This is a genomic window from Pedococcus sp. NPDC057267, from assembly GCF_042668795.1.
In the GTDB taxonomy this organism is placed as follows: Bacteria; Actinomycetota; Actinomycetes; order Actinomycetales; family Dermatophilaceae; genus Pedococcus.
Map to the genome: position 1 here is coordinate 65,037 of NZ_JBHUYG010000005.1, position 17,888 is coordinate 82,924.

Here is a 17,888-nt window from a genome sequence, read left to right on the forward strand (position 1 = left end):
GTCAGCCGGTGCGTCCGTATGCCGCCGCGGGACTCCCGAGCGCGATCCAGGACTCGAGCTGCTCGCGCTCGAGCAGCTCGTCGACGACGAGGAATGCCGCGCCCTTGAGTCCGGCCTGCTCACCCAGCGGGGAGAGCGTGAGGCGGAGGGAGCGGGTGGAGAGCGGCAGGGACCGCTTGAAGACCACTTGCCGGACGGTGGCGAGGTAGGAGTCCCCGGACCGGACCACGGCGCCCCCCAGCAGGACCACCGCGGGGTTGAAGAAGTTGACGATGCTGGCCAGCGCCTCCCCGACCAGGGTCGCGGACCGCGACATCAGGTCGACGGCGACGGGATCGCCGTGCTGAGCGGCTCGGGCGACGTCCGCGCTGCTGATCTCGTGGCCTTCCTGCGCCAGCTGGCGCAGGAAGGGGCTTCGTCCCGAGGCCGCCGCGGCGGCCCCGTCACGCGCCAAGGCCGCCCCGCCGGCGAGCGCCTCGAGGCAGCCGACGCGGCCACACCGGCACACCTCGAGGGTGTCCTGGACCACGGCCATATGCCCGATGTCTCCGGCGCACCCCTCGGCGCCACGATGGAGTCGGCCACCGGAGACCAGACCTGCCCCGATGCCGGTGCCCACCTTCACGTACACGAGGTCACCCTCGGAGCGGGCCATCCCGCCGCGCAGCTCGCCGAGGGCCATGAGGTTGACGTCGTTGTCGACCCACGCAGGGACGTTGAAGCGATGCTCGAAGTAGCCGCGCACGTCGAAGCCGTCCCAACCGGGCATGATCGGCGGCGCGACCGGCCGGCCGGTGCGGAACTCCACAGGACCGGGCAGGCCGACTCCGACCCCCCAGAGGTCGGTCTGCCCCCCGTGCTTCACCAGGAGCTCTCGGAACAGCTGGTCGACCCGGCGCAGGATCTCCTCCGGACCGTCGTTGATCGCGGCGTCCTGGCGGTCCTGGAGGAGCACTCTGCCCGCCAGATCGGCAAGGCCCACACCGATACTGGTGGCGCCGAGGTCTGCGACCAGGACGTGTCCGGCGTCTGCCTTGAACCTGAGCTCGCGGGCGGAACGGCCGCCGGTCGAAGGAGCCTTGCTGCCCTGTTCGAGCAGCCCAAGCTCCACCAGCTGCAGCACGCGCTGCGCGACGACGTTGCGTCCCAGGCCCGAGCTGTGAGCCACCTGCGGACGGGTGCGTGCCTGACCCGACCTCACGGCCGAGAGCACGGTGACCAGGCTCTCGAGGTGCTCGGCCTGCACGCGTGGGGCGCGCCGCTGCCCCGCCGTAGGCGCTTCTCCAGTCATCACGAGGAAATGCTAATGCCTTGTGCGACTTTTGTCCCTGCCATGCAAAAGTATGATCCTGCGAATGGTCCGAGATGCCTTACTATGCGCACCGTGTGGCGAGTAGAGGGCACAACTCGTGCATATTACTGCACGTATAGGGATTGACTTCCGCATGAACAGTGCTTATGTTTCACCTGTTGTCACCGGCGAAGCCACCCAAAGGAGGGTCTGATGCGCTTCGGTTACCACACCATCACCTGGGGCGGGGTCGTCGGTGACCCCGTCGGCGTCACCAGCGTGAAGGACTTGTTCTACCGGGCGAACGGGGACATGGTTCGAGCCGTCGAGGACATCGCGTCCGCCGGCTACGAAGGCCTGGAGATGTTCGACGGAAACGTCGCCGACTACGCGGACCGGCCGGAGGAACTGCACCGCCTCTTGCGCGAGCACGGCCTGGAGCTGGTGAGCGTCTACAGCGGCGGCAACTTCATCTACGACGAGATCCTCGACGAGGAGCTCGACCGTGTCCGGAAGGCCGCCGAGCTGGCCGCCACGTTCGGAGCCGCGAACCTCGTGGTCGGCGGAGGCGCCCGACGCGCGTCCGGGACGCGGCCCCAAGACTACGAACGGCTGGGCGCCGCGCTCGACCGGGTCTGTGACCTGGCGAAGGCCCATGGTCTGCACGCCTGCTACCACCCCCATCTGTCGACGATCGTCGAGTCCTCTGAAGAGCTGGACCGCCTGATGCCCCACACCCGCATCGACTTCTGCCCCGACACGGCCCACCTCGCCGCGGGGGGCTCCGACCCAGCCGCCCTGATCCGTCGCTACGGCGACCGCATTCGCCACGTCCACCTCAAGGACCTGCGGCGGGAGCCACTCGGCTTCCTGCCGCTGGGTGAGGGAGAGGTCGACTTCCCCGAGGTCATGGCTGCCCTCTCCGAGGTCGGCTACGACGGTTGGGTGATCGTCGAGCTGGACTCCCATGAGGGAGACCCGCGGGAGGCGGCGGTGCAGAGCAAGGCCTACCTGGACCGTCTGCTGGCCGGCCCACAGGCCTGAGACCGCACGACAACCCGTCCTTCATCGGCCACGAGCCGGTACTGCGCACCACCTACACCGACACCCCGCCCGGGGAGTCCTGCACCTGGAGAAGATCAATGTCCCGAAACCCTCGCATGGCTGTGATCGCAGCCGCGCTCGCGTTCACTGCCGCCACTGCGGCGTGCAGCGCGAGCGGCACGGCGGCCACGTCACAGGACGCCGGAGTATCGAAGAAGGCCGAGGAGGCGCTCGCCTCGATCAGCGGAAAGATCCTCGGCAAGGGGGCGAACGGCGAGGAGGCCGCCACCCCCGACGAGGCAAAGCTCAGCGACGCCGAGGTCGCGCAGGTCAAGGCCAAGAACGCGACGGCCGCCATCGTGATGCACTACGGCGGCAACGACTGGTCCACGGCCCAGGTCGCAGGCATGAAGTCGGAGTTCGCCCGGCTGGGCATCAAGGTGATCGCCACCACGGACGCGAACTTCAAGCCCGACAAGCAGGTGTCGGACATCGAGACCGTCCTCGCCCAGAAGCCCGACATCATGATCTCCATCCCGACCGACCCGGTGGCCACGGCTGCGGCGTACAAGAAGGTCGCGGCCGCCGGAGTCAAGCTCGTCTTCATCGGCAACACGGCCAAGGGCATGACGGTGGGCAAGGACTACGTCTCGGTGGTTTCCGCCGACGACTACGGCAACGGGGTCGTGTCGGCGCACCTCATGGCGAAGGCACTCGGGGGCAAGGGCGAGATCGGGCTCGTGTTCCACGAGGCGGACTTCTTCGTCACCAAGCAGCGCTACGAGGCCTTCAAGTCCACCATCGCCAAGGACTACCCCGCCATCAAGATCGTCGAGGAGCAGGGCATCGCCGGACCGGATTTCGCTGGTGACGCCCAGACCGTGGCCAGCGCCATGCTCAGCAAGCACCCCAACCTGTCCGGCATCTGGGGAGTCTGGGATGTCCCGGCAGAAGGCATCATGGCCGCCGCTCGCGCCGCTGGTCGCACGGACCTGAAGATCGCGACCGAGGACCTTGGCAAGAACGTGGCCATTGCCATGGCGAAGAACGAGCTGGTCGTCGGACTGGGCGCGCAGCGTCCCTTCGACATGGGTGTCACCCAGGTCGATCTTGCGGCCGGCGCGCTGCTTGGCAAGAAGGAGCCCGGCTACGTGGCCATCCCGGCTCTGCCGGTCGAGCACTCCAACGTTCTCGAGGCGTGGAAGCAGGTCTACCACCAGGACGCTCCCGCGGACCTGCAGAGCTCGTTCAAGAAGTAGCAAGGTCGGCGGGGCGGCTGCTGGATCGGGCCGCCCCGCCCGGAAGGAAGCTCGGATGGACGATAAAACCAGCACGGCCTGCGCGGTGCAGATGTGCGGCATTCAGAAGGCCTTCGACGGTGTTGTCGTGCTCAAGAACGTGGACTTTGAAGTCACGCGTGGCGAGGTGCACGCCCTTGCCGGCGGCAATGGGGCCGGCAAGTCGACCCTCATGAAAATCCTCCAGGGGGTCTACCGCGCGGATGAAGGCGAAATCCGCATCGACGGCGAACCGGTTGAGATCGTCTCCATCCATGGTGCTCGGGCCGCGGGAATCGGCATGGTGTTCCAGGAGTTCAGTCTCGTGCCGAGCCTGACCGTGGCACAGAACATCTACCTCGCCGACGAACCCAGCGGGCGGCTTGGCCTCATCGACGACCGCCGCGCCGTCGCGAAGGCGAGGGAGGTGTTCGCTGAGATGGAGGTCAAGGTCGATCCGAAGGCCACGGTATCCAGTCTCGGGACCGCCTACTGGCAGCTCACCGAGATCGCCAAGGCGCTCGCACAGGACGCCCGGGTGCTCATCATGGACGAGCCGACAGCGAGCCTGGCCAAGCACGAGACGGAAGCCCTGTTCGACCTCATTGGACGACTCAAGCTTCGCGGCATCTCCATTATCTACATCTCCCACCGGATGGACGAGATCTATCGGATCGCGGACCGAATCACCATCCTGCGTGACGGACAGCGTCTGCTGACTGAACCCCTGAGCACGGTGACGCCCACCCAGATTGTTGAGGGCATCGTGGGCAAGAAGATCGAAGGTCAGCTGAACTACCGGGAGCGCGCGGGCCTAACTGAGCGGGAAGCCGTCCTGGAGGTGGAGGGCCTGACCAGTGGACCTCTGGTCAAGGGCGTCACCTTCACCGTCCACGCGGGAGAAATCGTCGGCCTCGCCGGGCTGATGGGGAGCGGACGCACCGAGCTGGCGCGAGCGCTGTTTGGGATCGACCGCGCCACCAGCGGGTCCATCCGCCTGCACGGCAAGGAAGTCACTATCAGCGACCCCAGTCAGGCGATCGGGCACGGTCTGGCCCTCATTCCTGAGGACCGGCGCGAGCAGGGCCTGGTGCTCGACCACTCAGTCAGGGAAAACCTGCTGCTCCCCCTTCTGGACCAATTGCGCAAGGGGCCGCTGGTCGACCGCAAGGCGGCGAAAGCTCTGTCGTCCAGTCTGATTCAGCGTTTCGCGATTAAGGCCACGAACCCGAATCGGCCCATCAGATTGCTGTCCGGCGGCAACCAACAGAAGGTGGTCATCGCCAAGTGGCTTGGCACGGACCCGGACGTTCTGATCCTTGACGAACCCACCGCTGGCGTGGACATCGGCACCAAGTCCGAGATTCTGGAGATGGTCCGCTCCCTGGCAGATGCAGGCAAGGCCGTCATCGTCATCTCCTCGGAGTACCCCGAACTCCTCGCGGTCAGCGACCGCATCCTCATCCTTCGCGATGGCTCCGTTGCCCGCGATATGCGACGTAGCGAGATCACGGACGAGGAATCCCTCCAACTCGCCGTTCAAGGAGTCTCAGCATGAGTGTCACCGCCCCCACGAATGAGCCCGTCGCGGAAGGCGTAGCGCCGCGCCGCCTTGGCAGTGTTGACTGGCGTCGTTACGTCATATACATCGGCTTCCTCGTCGTCTTCGCATTCTTCGCGATCCTGCTGCGCGACGAAGGGTTCCTCTCGACCACCAACCTGCTCAACATCTTTAGGCAGACTGCGACGATCACGGTCATCGCCGTCGGCATGACGTACGTCATCGCCTGCGCCGAGATCGATCTGTCAGTGGGGTCGGTCGCGGGACTCTCCAGCGTCATCACCGCGATGGCGCTGTCCCACTGGGGCCCAGTCGTGGGCGTGGTTGCCGGCCTTGCCGTCGGCCTCGCCGTGGGCAGCATCAACGGAGCTCTGGTCAGCCTTTTGGGCATCCCGTCGTTCCTCGTCACCCTGGGCATGTTGGGGATTGCCGCAGGCGTTGCCCAGTGGATCACCTCGTCCGCACCCCAGCCAATCCTGAACGACACGTTCAACCTGATCTTCGGAGGTGGCAACTTCGGGCCCATCCCGGGCCTTCTGGTCTGGAGCGCCATCTTCGTAACCATCGGGGCAATCGTCCTCGCACGGACCCGATTCGGCCGACAGGTCTTGGCCACGGGAGGAAACCGGACAGCCGCCCAGTACACCGGCATCAACACCAAGCGGATCAAATTCCAGGTACTCCTCCTGTCCGCGACGATCGCCAGCGTCGCCGGCATGCTGTACGCCGGTCGGCTCCAGTCCGGACGTTTTCAGTGGGGGGCGGGCGACGAGCTCTCGGCGATCGCGGCAGTCATCCTCGGAGGGACAAGCCTCTTCGGGGGCGCAGGCTCCGTCGTGGGCACGCTCTTCGGCGCGCTGCTGATCGGCCTCATCAACAACGGGCTCATCCTTGCCGGACTGGACAGCAGCCAGCAGCAGGTCGTCCGTGGCGTGATCATCATCCTGGCGGTCGCGCTCGCCAGGAAGAAGTAACCTGATGAACGCGCTCAGAGCCGGCATCATCGGCGCCGGCTTCATCGGCGGCGTCCACGCGTACGCGGTCCGCGCCAGCGGGGGAATCGTCGCCCAGGTCGCCGACGCCTCCCCCGACGCGTCCGCCGCGGCCGCTGTCCGCTTCGGCGCCATCAGGGGCGCCGAGTCGGCCGAGTCCCTAATCACCTCCGGCGACGTCGACGTCGTGCACATCTGCACTCCGAACGACACGCACTACGAGCTCGCGCTCGCTGCCCTGGAGGCAGGCAAGGCAGTCATCTGCGAGAAGCCGTTGGCGACCTCCGTCGAGCAGGCATCCCACCTCGCTCGGGTCGCGGCGCACACCGGGGCGGTCACCGCGGTCCCCTTCGTCTACCGGTTCTACCCCTCGGTCCGCGAGGCGAGGTACCACATCACCACCGGTGAGGCAGGCGACCTCTGGATGCTTCACGGCTCCTACCTGCAGGACTGGCTGTCCAGTGCCCAGGAGACGAACTGGCGGGTCGACCCAGCCAGGGGAGGGGGCTCGAGGGCGTTCGGGGACATCGGTGTCCACTGGTGTGACCTCATGGAGTTCACCACCGGTCACCGCATCACCCGGCTGGTGGCCCGCATGTCGGTGGCCCACAAGAACCGCAGGAGCCCCGACGGCCGGACCCTCGTCGGGACCGAGGACGGCGCCACCGTGCTGTTCGAGACCGACCGAGGTGCCACGGGGTCGGTGGTCGTCAGCCAGGTCTCACCCGGGCGCAAGAACCGCCTGTGGTTCTCCTTCGACGGGACGAACGCGGCATACGTCTTCGACCAGGAGGTGCCCGACTCGCTGTGGGTAGGTGGCCGACCCTCCAACACGGTCGTGCCACGGGGGCCCGACACATTCTCGCCCGGCGGCGGCGCCGACTACGCGAGGCTGCCCTCCGGACACCCCCAGGGTTACCAGGACAGCTTCACGGCCTTCGTCGCGGACGCGTACGCCGCAGTGGCGGGCGCACGCCCGGACGGGCTGCCCAGTTTCGACGACGGCCTGCGTGCCGCGGTCATCACCGAGGCCGTCCTCGCCTCGGCCGCCAAGGACGAATGGGTGGAGGTTCCCTCGTGAAACTCGGATTTCTCACTGCCTGCCTGCCGGGGCGCCCACTGAAGGACATCGCCTCCTGGGCTGCACAGCACGGCTTCGAGGCACTCGAGGTCGCCGCCTGGCCGGCCCTGGGCGACCGACCCTTCACCGCGAGCCACATCGCGGCGGAGTCGTTCACCGAGTCCGACGCCGAGGAGATCCGGGCGCTGTTCGACTCACACTCCCTCACGCTGTCCTCGCTGGCGTTCTACGACAACAACCTGCACCCGGACCCTGCCGAGCGGCAGGCCGTCAACGACCACGTGGTGGCCTGCATCCACGCCGCCGCCATGCTCGGCGTCCCGACAGTCGGAACGTTCGTCGGTCGGCACCCCGGCCAGACCGTCGCGGAGAACCTGCGGGAGGCGGAGCGCATCTTCCCCCGGCTCGTGGACCACGCCGGCGAGAAGGGCGTGAAACTCGTCATCGAGAACTGCGTCATGGAGGGTTGGCACCCCGACGGCTACCCCGGGAACCTGGCGTACTCGCCTGAGCTCTGGGAGTGGATGTTCGACTTGGGTCTGTACCTCAACTACGACCCGTCGCACCTGATGTGGATGGGCATCGACCCCGTGAAGGCCCTCCGCCCGTACGTCGACCGGGTGGCCCACGCCCAGGCCAAGGACATCCAGCTGTTCCCGGAGAAGCGAGACCGGTTCGGGTGGCCCGGCATCGCCGACAAGTCCCCTGACCCCTGGGACGTGGGGTGGTGGCGCTACCGCGTGCCCGGGCGAGGTGACGTCGACTGGAACGGCGTCATCGACACCTTGTACGAGGGCGGCTTCGACGGGGTGCTCTCGGTCGAGCACGAGGACCCGGTCTGGGGCGGCGCCGAGGCCCGCGTCGAGACCGGCCTGGAGATCGCCTACACCACCCTGCGGCCGCTGGTCGTGAAGTGACGATCGCCGACCACCCCGACAACGCCGACCACCGCAGGGCGACCGAAATGGAGAAGATCTAGATGGCACACGTGCAGACGGTCCTGGGGCCCGTCGCGCCGCAGGAGCTGAAGCGGGTCCTCACCCACGAGCACCTCATGTCCCTCGTGACCGGGCCGTGGCTGTCGGGAGGCCTGCGCGACGAGCGGGTCGAGCTGGCCGTTGGTGCGTTGTCGGGCCTTCCCGACCTCGGCTTCGGCACCGTCGTCGACCTCACCCCCTACGAGATCCTTGGGAGGGACGTCCCTGCGCTGGTCGAGATCTCGCGACGCACCGGCCTGCACGTGGTGGCGGCCTCCTCCATCTACCTCGAGCCGTACGCCCCGAGCTGGGCCCTCGAGGCGAGCCTCGACGAGCTCACGGAACGGCTGGTCTGCGACGCGACCGAGGGCGTGGAGGACACGGGCGTCAAGATCGGGATCTACGGCGAGCAGGCGACGGGGCTCGGCGCGATCTCCTCGCAGGAGGAGAAGTTCTTCCGTGCGGCGGCACGGGCTCATCGCCGGACCGGGTTGGCGCTGAACACGCACACGACGCACGGGACGATGGCCCTGGAGCAGATCGCCATCCTGCGCGAGGAGGGCGCCGACCTCTCGCGGGTCGTGATCGGGCACATGGACATCCAGCCCGACCTCGACTATGTGCGAGAGGTGCTGGCGAGCGGGGTGAACATCGCCTTCGACACCCTGGGCAAGCAGTTCTGGGACTTCGTCCTCGAACCGCCGTCGGCGAACCCTCCTGCCGGCGAGTCCGCCAAGCGCGCCTACCACCGGCCCGACAGCATCCGACTGGACGAGATCGTCCAGCTCGTGCGTGAGGGCTACGCCGACCGCATCGTGATGTCGTTGGACCTCACCGGCAAGGAGACGCACGACAACCCCACCACGCAGGGCCGTGACGGCTACTCCTTCATCGGCGCGCAGGTCGTGCCCCGACTCGCCGAGCTTGGGGTCCCCCCAGAGGCGTTGGAGCAGATGCTCGTGACGACGCCTGCCCGGCTGCTCACCATCGACTAGCACCCCACCCCCACACCACCCTCTCTGACCGAATTGAGGAGATCGACACATGACTTGGCCTGTCTTTCCACTGGACACGTGGTTCTACCACTCGCATGGCTCGTACTCGTTCGAGGCCAAGTGCGAAATGGTGAGCGACCTGGGCTACGACGGCATCTGTTTCACCCTGTGGAGCGAGCAGTCCTGGGCTGACGTCCCCCGGTTCGGCACGGTGCAGTCGCAGTACGGGATTGACGTCCTCGGGGTCTATGCGGCGGTGACGGGTCCGGACGACGAGAAGGGTCGCGCGCAGGTGCTCGAGCTGCTGCGCACCGTCGAGGGCGCTAGCAACCTCGAGCTCGCGGTCCTCGGCAGCCCGGCTGCGTCGCAGCACTCTGACCCCGCCGGCGACGCCGCCGTCCTGGACATGCTGGAGGAGTTCGCGTCCGTCGCCGGCCCGAGGGGGATGACGATCTCCCTCTACCCGCACGCGGACTGCTGGCTCCAGACGACCGAGGACGCCGTGCGCCTGGTCAAGCAGCTGGACAATCCCGCGGTCCGGGTCGTCTTCTCGGGCTTCCACTGGTTCGCGGTCGATGGCAGGGACCCGCAGGGGACCATCGAGCTCGCCGCCCCGTACCTCGCTTCCGCGAACCTCTGCGGCTCGCGGCGTGGACCCAACCCGCTCGGCATGCCGGCCACCATCGAGCCCATCGACTCCGGGCAGCTCGACAACTTCTACCTCATGGGCCTGCTCAAGAAGCACGGCTATGCGGGACCCCTCGGACTGCAGGGCTACTCCATCGGTGGCGACCCCTACCCCAAGCTCAAGCACTCGATCCAGGTCGTCCGCAACATGCAGCGACGGCTCGAGGACCACCCAGGCTGGGCGGACCTCCGCCTCGACCCCAGCCCCGGCGCGTCAGGGGCGGACTGGTGAGCGCGGGCACCGAGATGAGTGGCAGCACGTTCTTCGACGAGCACCAGCGCGCGACCGTGGCTGCGGCCATGGCCAGGATCATCCCCTCGGACGAGACCCCCGGCGCGACCGAGGCCGGCACCATCGACTTCCTGGACCAGTACCTCTCCGGCACCGGTTACGTCTACGCCAAGCCTGACGGCAGCGGGTTCGAGGAGCTCCGGGGCAAGCAGCTCGAGGCCTGGACCAAGCGCATCGGCCTGCTCCAGGAGCGTTACGTGGAGGGCATCGAGGCGCTCGACCGCACGGCCAACGAGGAGGGTGGAGCCGACTTCGTCGCGCTGGGCCCAGAACAGCAGGACCACGTGCTGACGGTCTTCGAGACACCTCGCAGCCGGGCCGAGACGGTGGCGGACACGTCCCGGATGAGCCTGTACGGGCCGCCCACCGAGCCCGCGCTCCAGCAGACCAACGCCGAGATCGGCCTGTCGTTCATGGCCCTTCTCTGCCTGCACACCCGTCAGGGCTTCTACAGCGACCCCGTGTACGGCGGTAATCGGGAACAGGTGGGCTGGAAGAACATCGGGTTCGCCGGGCCGCCCAACCTCGCCGTGACGCAGACGGCCGACTACAGCACCCTCGACTACTTCGCTGAGAACCGTCAGCACCCGATTCCGGAGGAGAACCATGGCGCCTAGAACGAAGCCCGAACGTGTGGATGTGTGCATCATCGGAGCAGGGGCATCTGGTGCCACCGCCGCGAAGGTGCTGACCGAGCGGGGCCTGAGCGTAGTGGGCCTCGAGCGGGGACCATGGCGGACAAAGGAGACCTTCGCGGGCGACGAGCTCGCGAACGTCAACCGTTACAACCTCACCCCCGACCCCCTCCTCGACCCGCGGACCGTGCGTGAGCTGCCGGACGGCGAGGTGCGGGTGGAGCAGTTCTGCCCGGTTCCCCAGATGGTGGGAGGTGGCACGGTGCATTGGCAGGGCTGGTTGCCGAGGTTCACCCCCAACGACTTCCGCTTCCACAGCGTGGTGGGCGACCTGGCTGGGACGACGATCGCGGACTGGCCGATCTCCTACGAGGACCTCGAGCCCTATTACGACAAGGTCGAATGGGCGTTCGGCGTCTCGGGCCGGGCCGGCGCGAACGCGTTCGAGGGCAAGCGCTCGCGCGACTACCCGTTGCCCCCAATGCCCATGTCGAGGTACGCGGAGAAGTACCACCAGGGGTGTGCGGAGCTCGGATGGAACTCGTTCCCGACCCCGCAGGCCGCTTTGTCGCAACCCTGGAACGGCCGGGACGCCACGGTCATCAGCGCATTCGCGCAGCAGCACGGCGACCCTACTGGCACGCGGTCGAGCGCTTTGAGCGTCTGGGTGCCGGATGCCCTCGCGACGGGGAGGTACGACCTGCGTCCCGACTCCTACGTCCGCGAGATCACGGTGGACGAGCGAGGAAGGGCGAAGGGCGCCGTCTACCAGGACGCGGAAGGGAGCCTCTACGAGCAGGAGGCGGATGTCTTCATCCTGGCCTGCGGCGCGGTCGAGACGGCGCGCCTCATGCTCCTGTCGACCTCGGCGCGGTTCCCGAACGGACTCGCCAACACCTCCGACCTGGTCGGACGGAACGTCACCTTCCACGAGTACAGCGCTGCCATCGGCCTGTTCGAGGACCCCATCTACGCCTGGGCCGGAGGCGGCTACACCAGCGCCAGCAGCTTCCAGTTCTACGAACACGACGACAGCCGCGGCTTCGCGGGTGGCGGGCACATGGCGTGCGCCGGTGTCGGCATCCCCCTCCCGATCAACTGGGGACTCCCGGACCGCCCGGCGTGGGGCGCGGCCGCCAAGCGGGTCGACGAACAGTACTTCAACCACAGCATGGCGGCTGCGATGGTCGTCCACGACATGCCGCAGCACGAGAACCGGGTGGAGCTCGACGACTCGGTCAAGGACGCCTGGGGCCTGCCGGTCGCGCGCATCACGCTGAAGCCGCACGAGAACGACCTGGCGATGGGCCGGTTCCTCGTCGACCGCAGTGCGGAGATCCTGGCTGCCGCCGGCGCGACCAGCACGCAGAGCGTCTACATGGACCGGATCACGGGCAACTGCTCGCATCAGCACGGGACGGCGCGGATGGGAGAAGATCCGGAGGCGTCGGTGCTCGATTCTTGGTGCAGGGCGCATGACGTCGAGAATCTGTTCGTCGTAGACGGGAGCTCGTTCCCCACCGCAACGGGCGCCAATCCGACGCTGACGATCATGGCAAACGCTTGGCGAGTTGCGGAGCACATCAGCGCCAACCGCGGCTAAGCGTGCAGGGCCCCTTCGGCCCCACCTGACGCGCGGAAGTCGCACTCGCCACCACTCGAACGAAGGACGCTGCCGCCGGGGTGGACTGACCGGTCTACCCCGGCGGGAGTCCACGAGGGCCAATCTCGTCGTGTGGAGGCAACGAAGGGTCGGTGGAAAGGCCGTGATGGCGCTCGGTGTTCGGGCTGAGAGGCAACTAGAAGGCACGCGGTTTCGCGTCGATCTCCAGTTCGGAGACCGGTGCGCCCGAAGGGACGCGGCGGTCTGTCGACAGCAGACCGGGGATGCCGTGCTGGTCGACGTAGGTGCGCGGATGAGTCAAGTTCTACCAGTCCCGGGGGAGACCGCGATTCGTGCATCGATTCCTCAGCGAGGGATGTGAAGAGGCCCACCTTGGGACATCAAAGCCACTGAGATCCCGCCGTGCCGAGGCAACCTAGGGCACGAGTCCGCTTGCGTCTCCGAGCCGACGATGGCGGGACCGGTCTGCGTGTACGAGAGCAGGCGATCAGGGGCGGGGCATGCGAGCGGCCAAGTTCACGAATGCCGAGGAACAGCAGAGGAGGAAGCTGAATGGTCGGGGAGATGATCGCGCGGTGGGGTTCGGGGCGTCGGGGTGCGCCTCTCGTGGGTACCCGAGGTCGTGCTGACTGCCCGCCGCCCCGGCGGCTGTGAGCTGCAGCAACGAGGTCCTCGACCTGGGCGGTGTGGGCTGCGCCCAGGGCGGCGGTCGTCGCCGTCCCGGGCGCGCTCCCGACGCTGTCCGAACTTGTGGTTTCCCCAGCGGCGAAGAGCATGGCGAGCTCGTCGTCGCCGATGACGGCCGACCCTCCGTCGCCGTAGATGCGCAGGCTGGTCTCCACTGACAGCCAGCCGCGTGCTCATGCCCCGGCGTGCGCGGGGCTCGTCGCGTAGGCGTGGGCGGTGGCGACGACGGCCGCCACGGTGTCGAGCTCGTCCTCGGTCCGGGGACCGAAGAGCATGACGAACCCGGCGGACAGGCGGGTGCCGGCCCATGGGTGGGGGACACCCCAACCGTGGGCGACGAGGTCGGCTGCGTGGGCTGCGGGGAGGGCGAGGTGCATCGACCCGTCGTAGGCGGGGTGCAGGTGCGCGAACTCGCGGGCTTCGGGCACGAGGTATGCCGCGTCGGGCCCGGCGCCGTCGGGGAGCGTGAACGCGCGGGCCCCCGGAACGGAGATGAGCGAGGGACCACTGTGCACGCCGTCGAGGGCGCTCGTCATGGCGAAGAGCTGCTCCTGCAGGTGGGCCGGGGCGTTCTGCGACCGCTGCTGTTGCGGGATGTCCCACGAGACCTCAGGGGGAGTGCCCTCGCGTCGCGGGAGGCGGCCCGAGCCGACCAGGTCCCACTTGAGGTCCGTGGGGGCGCCGACGGGGGCCGGGCCCTCGGAGTCGAGGTGGACGAACCGCTCGCCCAGCCAGGCTGCCAGCCGGCGCACGGTCCCCGTGGTCAGTCCGTGGCCGCCGGGGTCACGGCGGCCGACGGTCGGGGCCCCGGACTCGGTGTGCAGCCAGGTCCAGGTGCGGTCGAGCAGCTCGCGGGGGATGACGTGGTCGGTCTCGCCCTGCGCCACGAAGATCGGCAGGTTGGCCAGGCGGCCGCGGTCGAGGGGCACACCCGCGTCGAACGGGAGCGTCCCGTAGAGGATCGCGGCCCCGGCGTACCGCCCGGGGTCGGCCAGCACGAGGCCACCGGCGAAGGCGGCGCCACCACTGAAGCCGACGAGCACCACCGGGCGTCCGGCCGGCGCGACACCGTCGAGCCACTCCCGGAACCACGCCATGGTCCCGGCGAGCGAGGAGGCCACCGGGCGGCCGATACCGCGGTTGGCGAACCACGCGAACCCACCACCCTCGGCGATCGGTGCGCGTACGGCGGCATACTCCACGCCCACGGGCAGATGGGACGCGAGGCCGATGATCTCCTGCTCGTTCGACCCGCGGCCGTGGAGCAGGACGACGAGCGGGGCCGACGGGTCGCCAGCTCCGTGGGTCGCGACGACCGGTGCCGGGAACGTCGGCGCGGTGCTCATCGGGCGTCCTGCGGGACGAGCTCGGCGGCGGTGCGCACGCCGGACCACCGGGTGACCTCGGCGGCGAGGTCGAGGCGCTCGACCGGGGCCGCGTGCTCGAACTCGCCCCACGAGGCGCGGGGGAGCATCCACATGACCTCGAACTCGTTGCCGTCGGGGTCCTGGCCGTACAGGCTCTTGGTGGCGCCGTGGCTGGACTCCCCGGTGAGGGCGCCGAGGCGCAGCAGGGTGGTGCGGGCCTCGACGAGCTCGTCGATGGTGTCGACCTGCCACGCGAGGTGGTACAGGCCGAGGGAGCCGCGCGGGCGCGGGGGTTGGGGTCCGACCCCGAAGAGACCGAGGTCGTGGTGGTTGCCCGATCGGGGCAGCCGCAGGAACGCGGCGTTCGCGCGGGGCTCCTGCGCGACGACGTCCATCCCGAACGCCTGCTGGTAGAAGTCCAGGCTGCGGGTGACGTCGCTGACGAACAGCACGGCGTGGTTGAGCCGGACGGCGTTGGCGGTCATGGTGCGGGCTTTTCCTTCCCGGGAGGTCCGGTCGTGGGGTGTGCGGGTGTGTGGGTCAGGCGACCACGCCGAAGCCGCCGGTCCACGAGATCTTCTCGCCGGCGGCCAGGGTGATCTGCAGGAAGCCGAGGGCCTCCAGCTCGCGGGCGCGTCGCAGGGACCCGGCGTCGATCGCCTTCAGGCCGCCGCTGGTGACGATCCCGGCAAGAGTCGACTTCGCGTCGGCGTCGTCACCGGCGATGAGGACCGTCGTCGTGAGGTCACCCACCGTGCCCGAGGCGAGGGTGCCGGCGAAGTTGGTGTTGAACGCCTTGAGGACCCGCGACTGCGGCAGGGCAGCGGCGAGCTCGGCGGCGGCGGAGCCGTCGGCAGGCACGGTCAGGGAGTCGAAGGTCTCGAAGTCCACCGGGTTGGTGATGTCGACGACGATGCGTCCGACAAGGTCGGACCCGTGCCGGGCCACGATGTCGGCCACGGCCGAGTGCGGGACGGCGAGGACAACGACGTCACCGAACTGGACGTCAGTGTCGTCCTTGCCGACGAACGCGACGGAATGGCCGCCACGACCGGCGACCGCGGCGATCGCCTGACCCATGGTGCCGGTGCCGAGAATCGAGATGTGAGCCATGAGGTGCCTCCTGAAGAGTGTTGCTTTGGTTGTTGATACAAGTAACATCGTACACCCAAAAGTTGTTCCTTCAACTGAAGCGGCTACGCTGGAGGGTATGACGACACGATGGCTCGACGAGCAGGAACGGGCCGCCTGGCTGCGGCTGGCAGCCGTGATGGAGCTGCTCCCGGCCGCCCTCGACGCCCAGCTGCGGCGGGACGCCGGGGTCAGCCACTTCGACTACTTCGTCCTCGCGATGCTGTCGGAGGCTCCCGAGCGCACGCTGCGGATGACCGCCCTCGCGCAGCGCACCAGCGCCTCACTCCCGCGGCTGTCCCACGTCGTGAACAAGCTCGAGGGGCGCGGACTCGTCGAGCGGTTCCCGTGCCCCGAGGACCGGCGCGCGACGAACGCCAGGCTGACCGGTGCCGGGTGCGACCTCGTCCTCGAGGCGGCGCCCGGGCATGTGGAGACCGTGCGACGCCTGGTCGTCGACGCACTGACGGCAGCGCAGGTGCGCCAGCTGGAACGCATCGGCGACGCGATGCTGAGCAGGCTGGACCCCGAGGGCAGGGTGAGGTCACTGCTGGACGCTCACTGACCACAATCGGGTCGTCTCTCATGTGCCAACTGCCGGCGCCCCGTCCTCTCCCTTCACCTCGCGTCACGGCGGGATCGCGGTTCCTTGGGCAGAGTTTGGGCTTTGGGCAGCTCTCTGGCGCGTCCGGCGTAGGCCCGTTGGCGCCGGTGGTCGTCCGGAGTCCGTGGTGAACCGCCCCGGGTTCAGTGGAGGGTCAGTTCTCCCGGCAGCGGGTGCTGTCGGGGGTTGATCTGACGGTAGTAGTCGGTCTCGAACTCGGCTGGTGGGACGTAGTTGAGGGCGGAGTGGAGCAGGTCGTTGTTGAACCAGTGGACCCAGGACAGGGTTGCCAGTTCGAGGTCGTCGACGGTGCGGAAGGGCCCGTCAGGGCGGACGCATTCGGCCTTGTACAGGCCGATCACGGACTCGGCCAAGGCGTTGTCGTAGGAGTCGCCGACGGTCCCGATCGATGCCAGCGCCCCGACTTCGGTGAGCCGGTCGGCGTACCGGATCGCGGTGTACTGACCGGGTTCAACCAGTCGTTGCAACACCGGCTTGTTGGAGCAAGAGTAGATGCTCGTTGAATGCCTCGGCCGGGGTCTTCCATCCGAGGGTCTTGCGCGGTCTGGTGTTGAGCGCGTGAGCGACGGCTTCGATCTCCTCGGCGGACCAGCGCGACAGGTCGGTGCCCTTGGGGAAGTACTGGCGTAGCAGCCCGTTGGTGTTCTCGTTCGTGCCGCGCTGCCACGGCGACTGTGGATCGGCGAAGAAGACCGGGATTCCGGTCTCGATCCTGAACTGGGCGTGGGCCGACATCTCCTTGCCGCGGTCCCACGTCAGCGATCGCGCTAACTGCTCCGGCAGCGTCGACATGGTGTCCGCGAGGGCGTTCTTCATGGTGATTGCGCCATAGCCGGCCAGGGCGGGGCCGTTCTTCACGGCTCCCTTGTGTCGCCAGCCTTCCTCGCGCGGCAGGTGCACGAGCATGGTGAACCTCGTTGTGCGCTCCACGACGGTGCCGATCGCCGAGCGCTCCAGGCCGATGAGCAGGTCACCTTCCCAGTGGCCGGGAACGGCGCGGTCCTCGGCTTCGGCGGGCCGCTCGCTGATCAAGGCTTCGGGCGTGACGTGTGCCCACGTCTTGCGCCGTGAACGCGCTCGGGGTGCTCTCAGAGCGCGGCCGGTGCGCAGGCACAGGATCAGCTCGCGCTTCAGTGCGCCGCGCCCCTGGATGTAGAGCGCTTGGTAGATCGCCTCGTGGCTGATGCGCATGGATTCATCATCGGGGAAGTCGATCTTCAGCCGGTTCGCGATCTGCTCGGGACTCCATGCCTGCACCCAGGCACGGTCACCGCGACGTGGCTTGTTCCGGCCGGTCCACGGGCCCGTAGCCGGCCCGGCGATCGGTGTCCCGTCGGGCCTGCGGACTTGTCCGGACAGCCGTTCCTGGACATAGGCCTGCAGCCGCGGGTTGGCGACCAGCTTGGCGGTCTTCGGGCGACGCGCAACCAGCTCGGCCTTCCACTGCGCGACCGACGCACGGTAGTCGAGCTTCCCGCCCCTGGTGGCGGCATTGCGGCGCAGCTCCCGGGAGATCGTCGAGGGATCGCGGCCCAGTTCGCGAGCGATCTCGCGAACGCCGGCGCCGCTGGCCTTGAGCAACGCGATCTCCTCGCGCTCACGAAACGACAGGTACCGGCCGG

General features: G+C 68.2%; 16 protein-coding genes and 1 pseudogene. 11 read left to right on the top strand and 6 right to left on the bottom strand.

The annotated features are described in order from the left end of the window. Position 1 precedes the first annotated feature (1 nt). A complete protein-coding gene (locus ACFUC1_RS02620; RefSeq protein ID WP_379116374.1) occupies positions 2-1,291 on the bottom strand; it encodes an ROK family protein in 1,290 nt (429 codons plus the stop codon). A gap of 213 nt (positions 1,292-1,504) precedes the next feature. On the opposite strand from ACFUC1_RS02620, the gene ACFUC1_RS02625 reads away from it, so the two are divergent. From ACFUC1_RS02625 to ACFUC1_RS02670, 10 genes are all read left to right on the top strand, one after another. Next, a complete protein-coding gene (locus tag ACFUC1_RS02625) occupies positions 1,505-2,335 on the top strand; it encodes a sugar phosphate isomerase/epimerase family protein (protein ID WP_379116358.1) in 831 nt (276 codons plus the stop codon). Between the two features lie 116 nt (positions 2,336-2,451). Next, positions 2,452-3,594: a substrate-binding domain-containing protein gene (locus ACFUC1_RS02630; protein ID WP_379116359.1), complete on the top strand. Its 1,143-nt coding sequence runs from the start codon at positions 2,452-2,454 to the stop codon at positions 3,592-3,594. Between the two features lie 55 nt (positions 3,595-3,649). Then, complete coding sequence (locus tag ACFUC1_RS02635; RefSeq protein WP_379116360.1) at positions 3,650-5,170, top strand: sugar ABC transporter ATP-binding protein; 1,521 nt, start codon at positions 3,650-3,652, stop codon at positions 5,168-5,170. Next, positions 5,167-6,147 carry an ABC transporter permease gene (locus ACFUC1_RS02640; protein ID WP_379116361.1) on the top strand — a complete coding sequence of 327 codons (981 nt, stop codon included), beginning with the start codon at positions 5,167-5,169 and terminating at the stop codon, positions 6,145-6,147. The genes ACFUC1_RS02635 and ACFUC1_RS02640 overlap by 4 nt, the downstream gene beginning before the upstream one ends. 4 nt (positions 6,148-6,151) lie before the next feature. Continuing rightward, positions 6,152-7,246, top strand: a complete 1,095-nt coding sequence (locus tag ACFUC1_RS02645; RefSeq protein ID WP_379116362.1) for a Gfo/Idh/MocA family protein — start codon at positions 6,152-6,154, stop codon at positions 7,244-7,246. Further along, entirely contained in the window at positions 7,243-8,163 is a 921-nt protein-coding gene (locus ACFUC1_RS02650; RefSeq protein WP_379116363.1) for a sugar phosphate isomerase/epimerase family protein, read from the top strand. The genes ACFUC1_RS02645 and ACFUC1_RS02650 overlap by 4 nt, the downstream gene beginning before the upstream one ends. Positions 8,164-8,225: 62 nt before the next feature. Further along, on the top strand, positions 8,226-9,218 hold the full coding sequence (locus ACFUC1_RS02655; protein WP_379116364.1) for a phosphotriesterase: 993 nt from the start codon (positions 8,226-8,228) through the stop codon (positions 9,216-9,218). 49 nt (positions 9,219-9,267) lie between these two features. Further along, positions 9,268-10,137 carry a sugar phosphate isomerase/epimerase family protein gene (locus tag ACFUC1_RS02660; RefSeq protein ID WP_379116365.1) on the top strand — a complete coding sequence of 290 codons (870 nt, stop codon included), beginning with the start codon at positions 9,268-9,270 and terminating at the stop codon, positions 10,135-10,137. Then, positions 10,134-10,814: a gluconate 2-dehydrogenase subunit 3 family protein gene (locus ACFUC1_RS02665; protein WP_379116366.1), complete on the top strand. Its 681-nt coding sequence runs from the start codon at positions 10,134-10,136 to the stop codon at positions 10,812-10,814. The genes ACFUC1_RS02660 and ACFUC1_RS02665 overlap by 4 nt, the downstream gene beginning before the upstream one ends. Beyond that, on the top strand, positions 10,804-12,435 hold the full coding sequence (locus ACFUC1_RS02670) for a GMC family oxidoreductase (RefSeq protein WP_379116367.1): 1,632 nt from the start codon (positions 10,804-10,806) through the stop codon (positions 12,433-12,435). Before ACFUC1_RS02665 ends, ACFUC1_RS02670 begins: the two co-directional genes overlap by 11 nt. 881 nt (positions 12,436-13,316) lie before the next feature. Here the strand turns inward: ACFUC1_RS02670 and ACFUC1_RS02675 are convergent. Genes ACFUC1_RS02675 through ACFUC1_RS02685 form a run of 3 tightly spaced genes read right to left on the bottom strand, consistent with a single transcriptional unit; the run spans position 13,317 to position 15,623 of the window. Then, on the bottom strand, positions 13,317-14,489 hold the full coding sequence (locus ACFUC1_RS02675; protein ID WP_379116368.1) for an alpha/beta hydrolase: 1,173 nt from the start codon (positions 14,487-14,489) through the stop codon (positions 13,317-13,319). After that, on the bottom strand, positions 14,486-14,995 hold the full coding sequence (locus ACFUC1_RS02680; RefSeq protein WP_379116369.1) for a VOC family protein: 510 nt from the start codon (positions 14,993-14,995) through the stop codon (positions 14,486-14,488). The genes ACFUC1_RS02675 and ACFUC1_RS02680 overlap by 4 nt, the downstream gene beginning before the upstream one ends. Positions 14,996-15,050: 55 nt before the next feature. Then, entirely contained in the window at positions 15,051-15,623 is a 573-nt protein-coding gene (locus tag ACFUC1_RS02685) for an NADPH-dependent F420 reductase (protein ID WP_379116370.1), read from the bottom strand. A 97-nt stretch (positions 15,624-15,720) separates the two neighbouring features. Here ACFUC1_RS02685 and ACFUC1_RS02690 point away from each other — a divergent pair, with 97 nt between their 5' ends. Continuing rightward, entirely contained in the window at positions 15,721-16,206 is a 486-nt protein-coding gene (locus ACFUC1_RS02690) for a MarR family winged helix-turn-helix transcriptional regulator (protein WP_379116371.1), read from the top strand. 182 nt (positions 16,207-16,388) lie between these two features. Here the strand turns inward: ACFUC1_RS02690 and ACFUC1_RS02695 are convergent. Both ACFUC1_RS02695 and ACFUC1_RS02700 read right to left on the bottom strand, forming a co-directional pair. Continuing rightward, positions 16,389-16,709 (bottom strand): annotated as a pseudogene (locus ACFUC1_RS02695) (integrase core domain-containing protein); the annotation flags it as partial. A 7-nt stretch (positions 16,710-16,716) separates the two neighbouring features. Then, on the bottom strand, positions 16,717-17,888 hold a 1,172-nt coding region (locus tag ACFUC1_RS02700; RefSeq protein WP_379116372.1), incomplete at its 5' end, for an IS30 family transposase.

Bases quoted from the DNA above. Each gene is read 5' to 3' on its own strand.
- ACFUC1_RS02635 (WP_379116360.1), top strand. From the start codon at position 3,650: ATGGACGATAAAACCAGCACGGCCTGCGCGGTGCAGATGTGCGGCATT.
- ACFUC1_RS02660 (WP_379116365.1), top strand. From the start codon at position 9,268: ATGACTTGGCCTGTCTTTCCACTGGACACGTGGTTCTACCACTCGCAT.
- ACFUC1_RS02685 (WP_379116370.1), bottom strand. From the start codon at position 15,623: ATGGCTCACATCTCGATTCTCGGCACCGGCACCATGGGTCAGGCGATC.
- ACFUC1_RS02690 (WP_379116371.1), top strand. From the start codon at position 15,721: ATGACGACACGATGGCTCGACGAGCAGGAACGGGCCGCCTGGCTGCGG.
- ACFUC1_RS02680 (WP_379116369.1), bottom strand. From the start codon at position 14,995: ATGACCGCCAACGCCGTCCGGCTCAACCACGCCGTGCTGTTCGTCAGC.
- ACFUC1_RS02640 (WP_379116361.1), top strand. From the start codon at position 5,167: ATGAGTGTCACCGCCCCCACGAATGAGCCCGTCGCGGAAGGCGTAGCG.
- ACFUC1_RS02670 (WP_379116367.1), top strand. From the start codon at position 10,804: ATGGCGCCTAGAACGAAGCCCGAACGTGTGGATGTGTGCATCATCGGA.
- ACFUC1_RS02630 (WP_379116359.1), top strand. From the start codon at position 2,452: ATGGCTGTGATCGCAGCCGCGCTCGCGTTCACTGCCGCCACTGCGGCG.
- ACFUC1_RS02620 (WP_379116374.1), bottom strand. From the start codon at position 1,291: ATGACTGGAGAAGCGCCTACGGCGGGGCAGCGGCGCGCCCCACGCGTG.
- ACFUC1_RS02625 (WP_379116358.1), top strand. From the start codon at position 1,505: ATGCGCTTCGGTTACCACACCATCACCTGGGGCGGGGTCGTCGGTGAC.
- ACFUC1_RS02655 (WP_379116364.1), top strand. From the start codon at position 8,226: ATGGCACACGTGCAGACGGTCCTGGGGCCCGTCGCGCCGCAGGAGCTG.
- ACFUC1_RS02645 (WP_379116362.1), top strand. From the start codon at position 6,152: ATGAACGCGCTCAGAGCCGGCATCATCGGCGCCGGCTTCATCGGCGGC.
- ACFUC1_RS02675 (WP_379116368.1), bottom strand. From the start codon at position 14,489: ATGAGCACCGCGCCGACGTTCCCGGCACCGGTCGTCGCGACCCACGGA.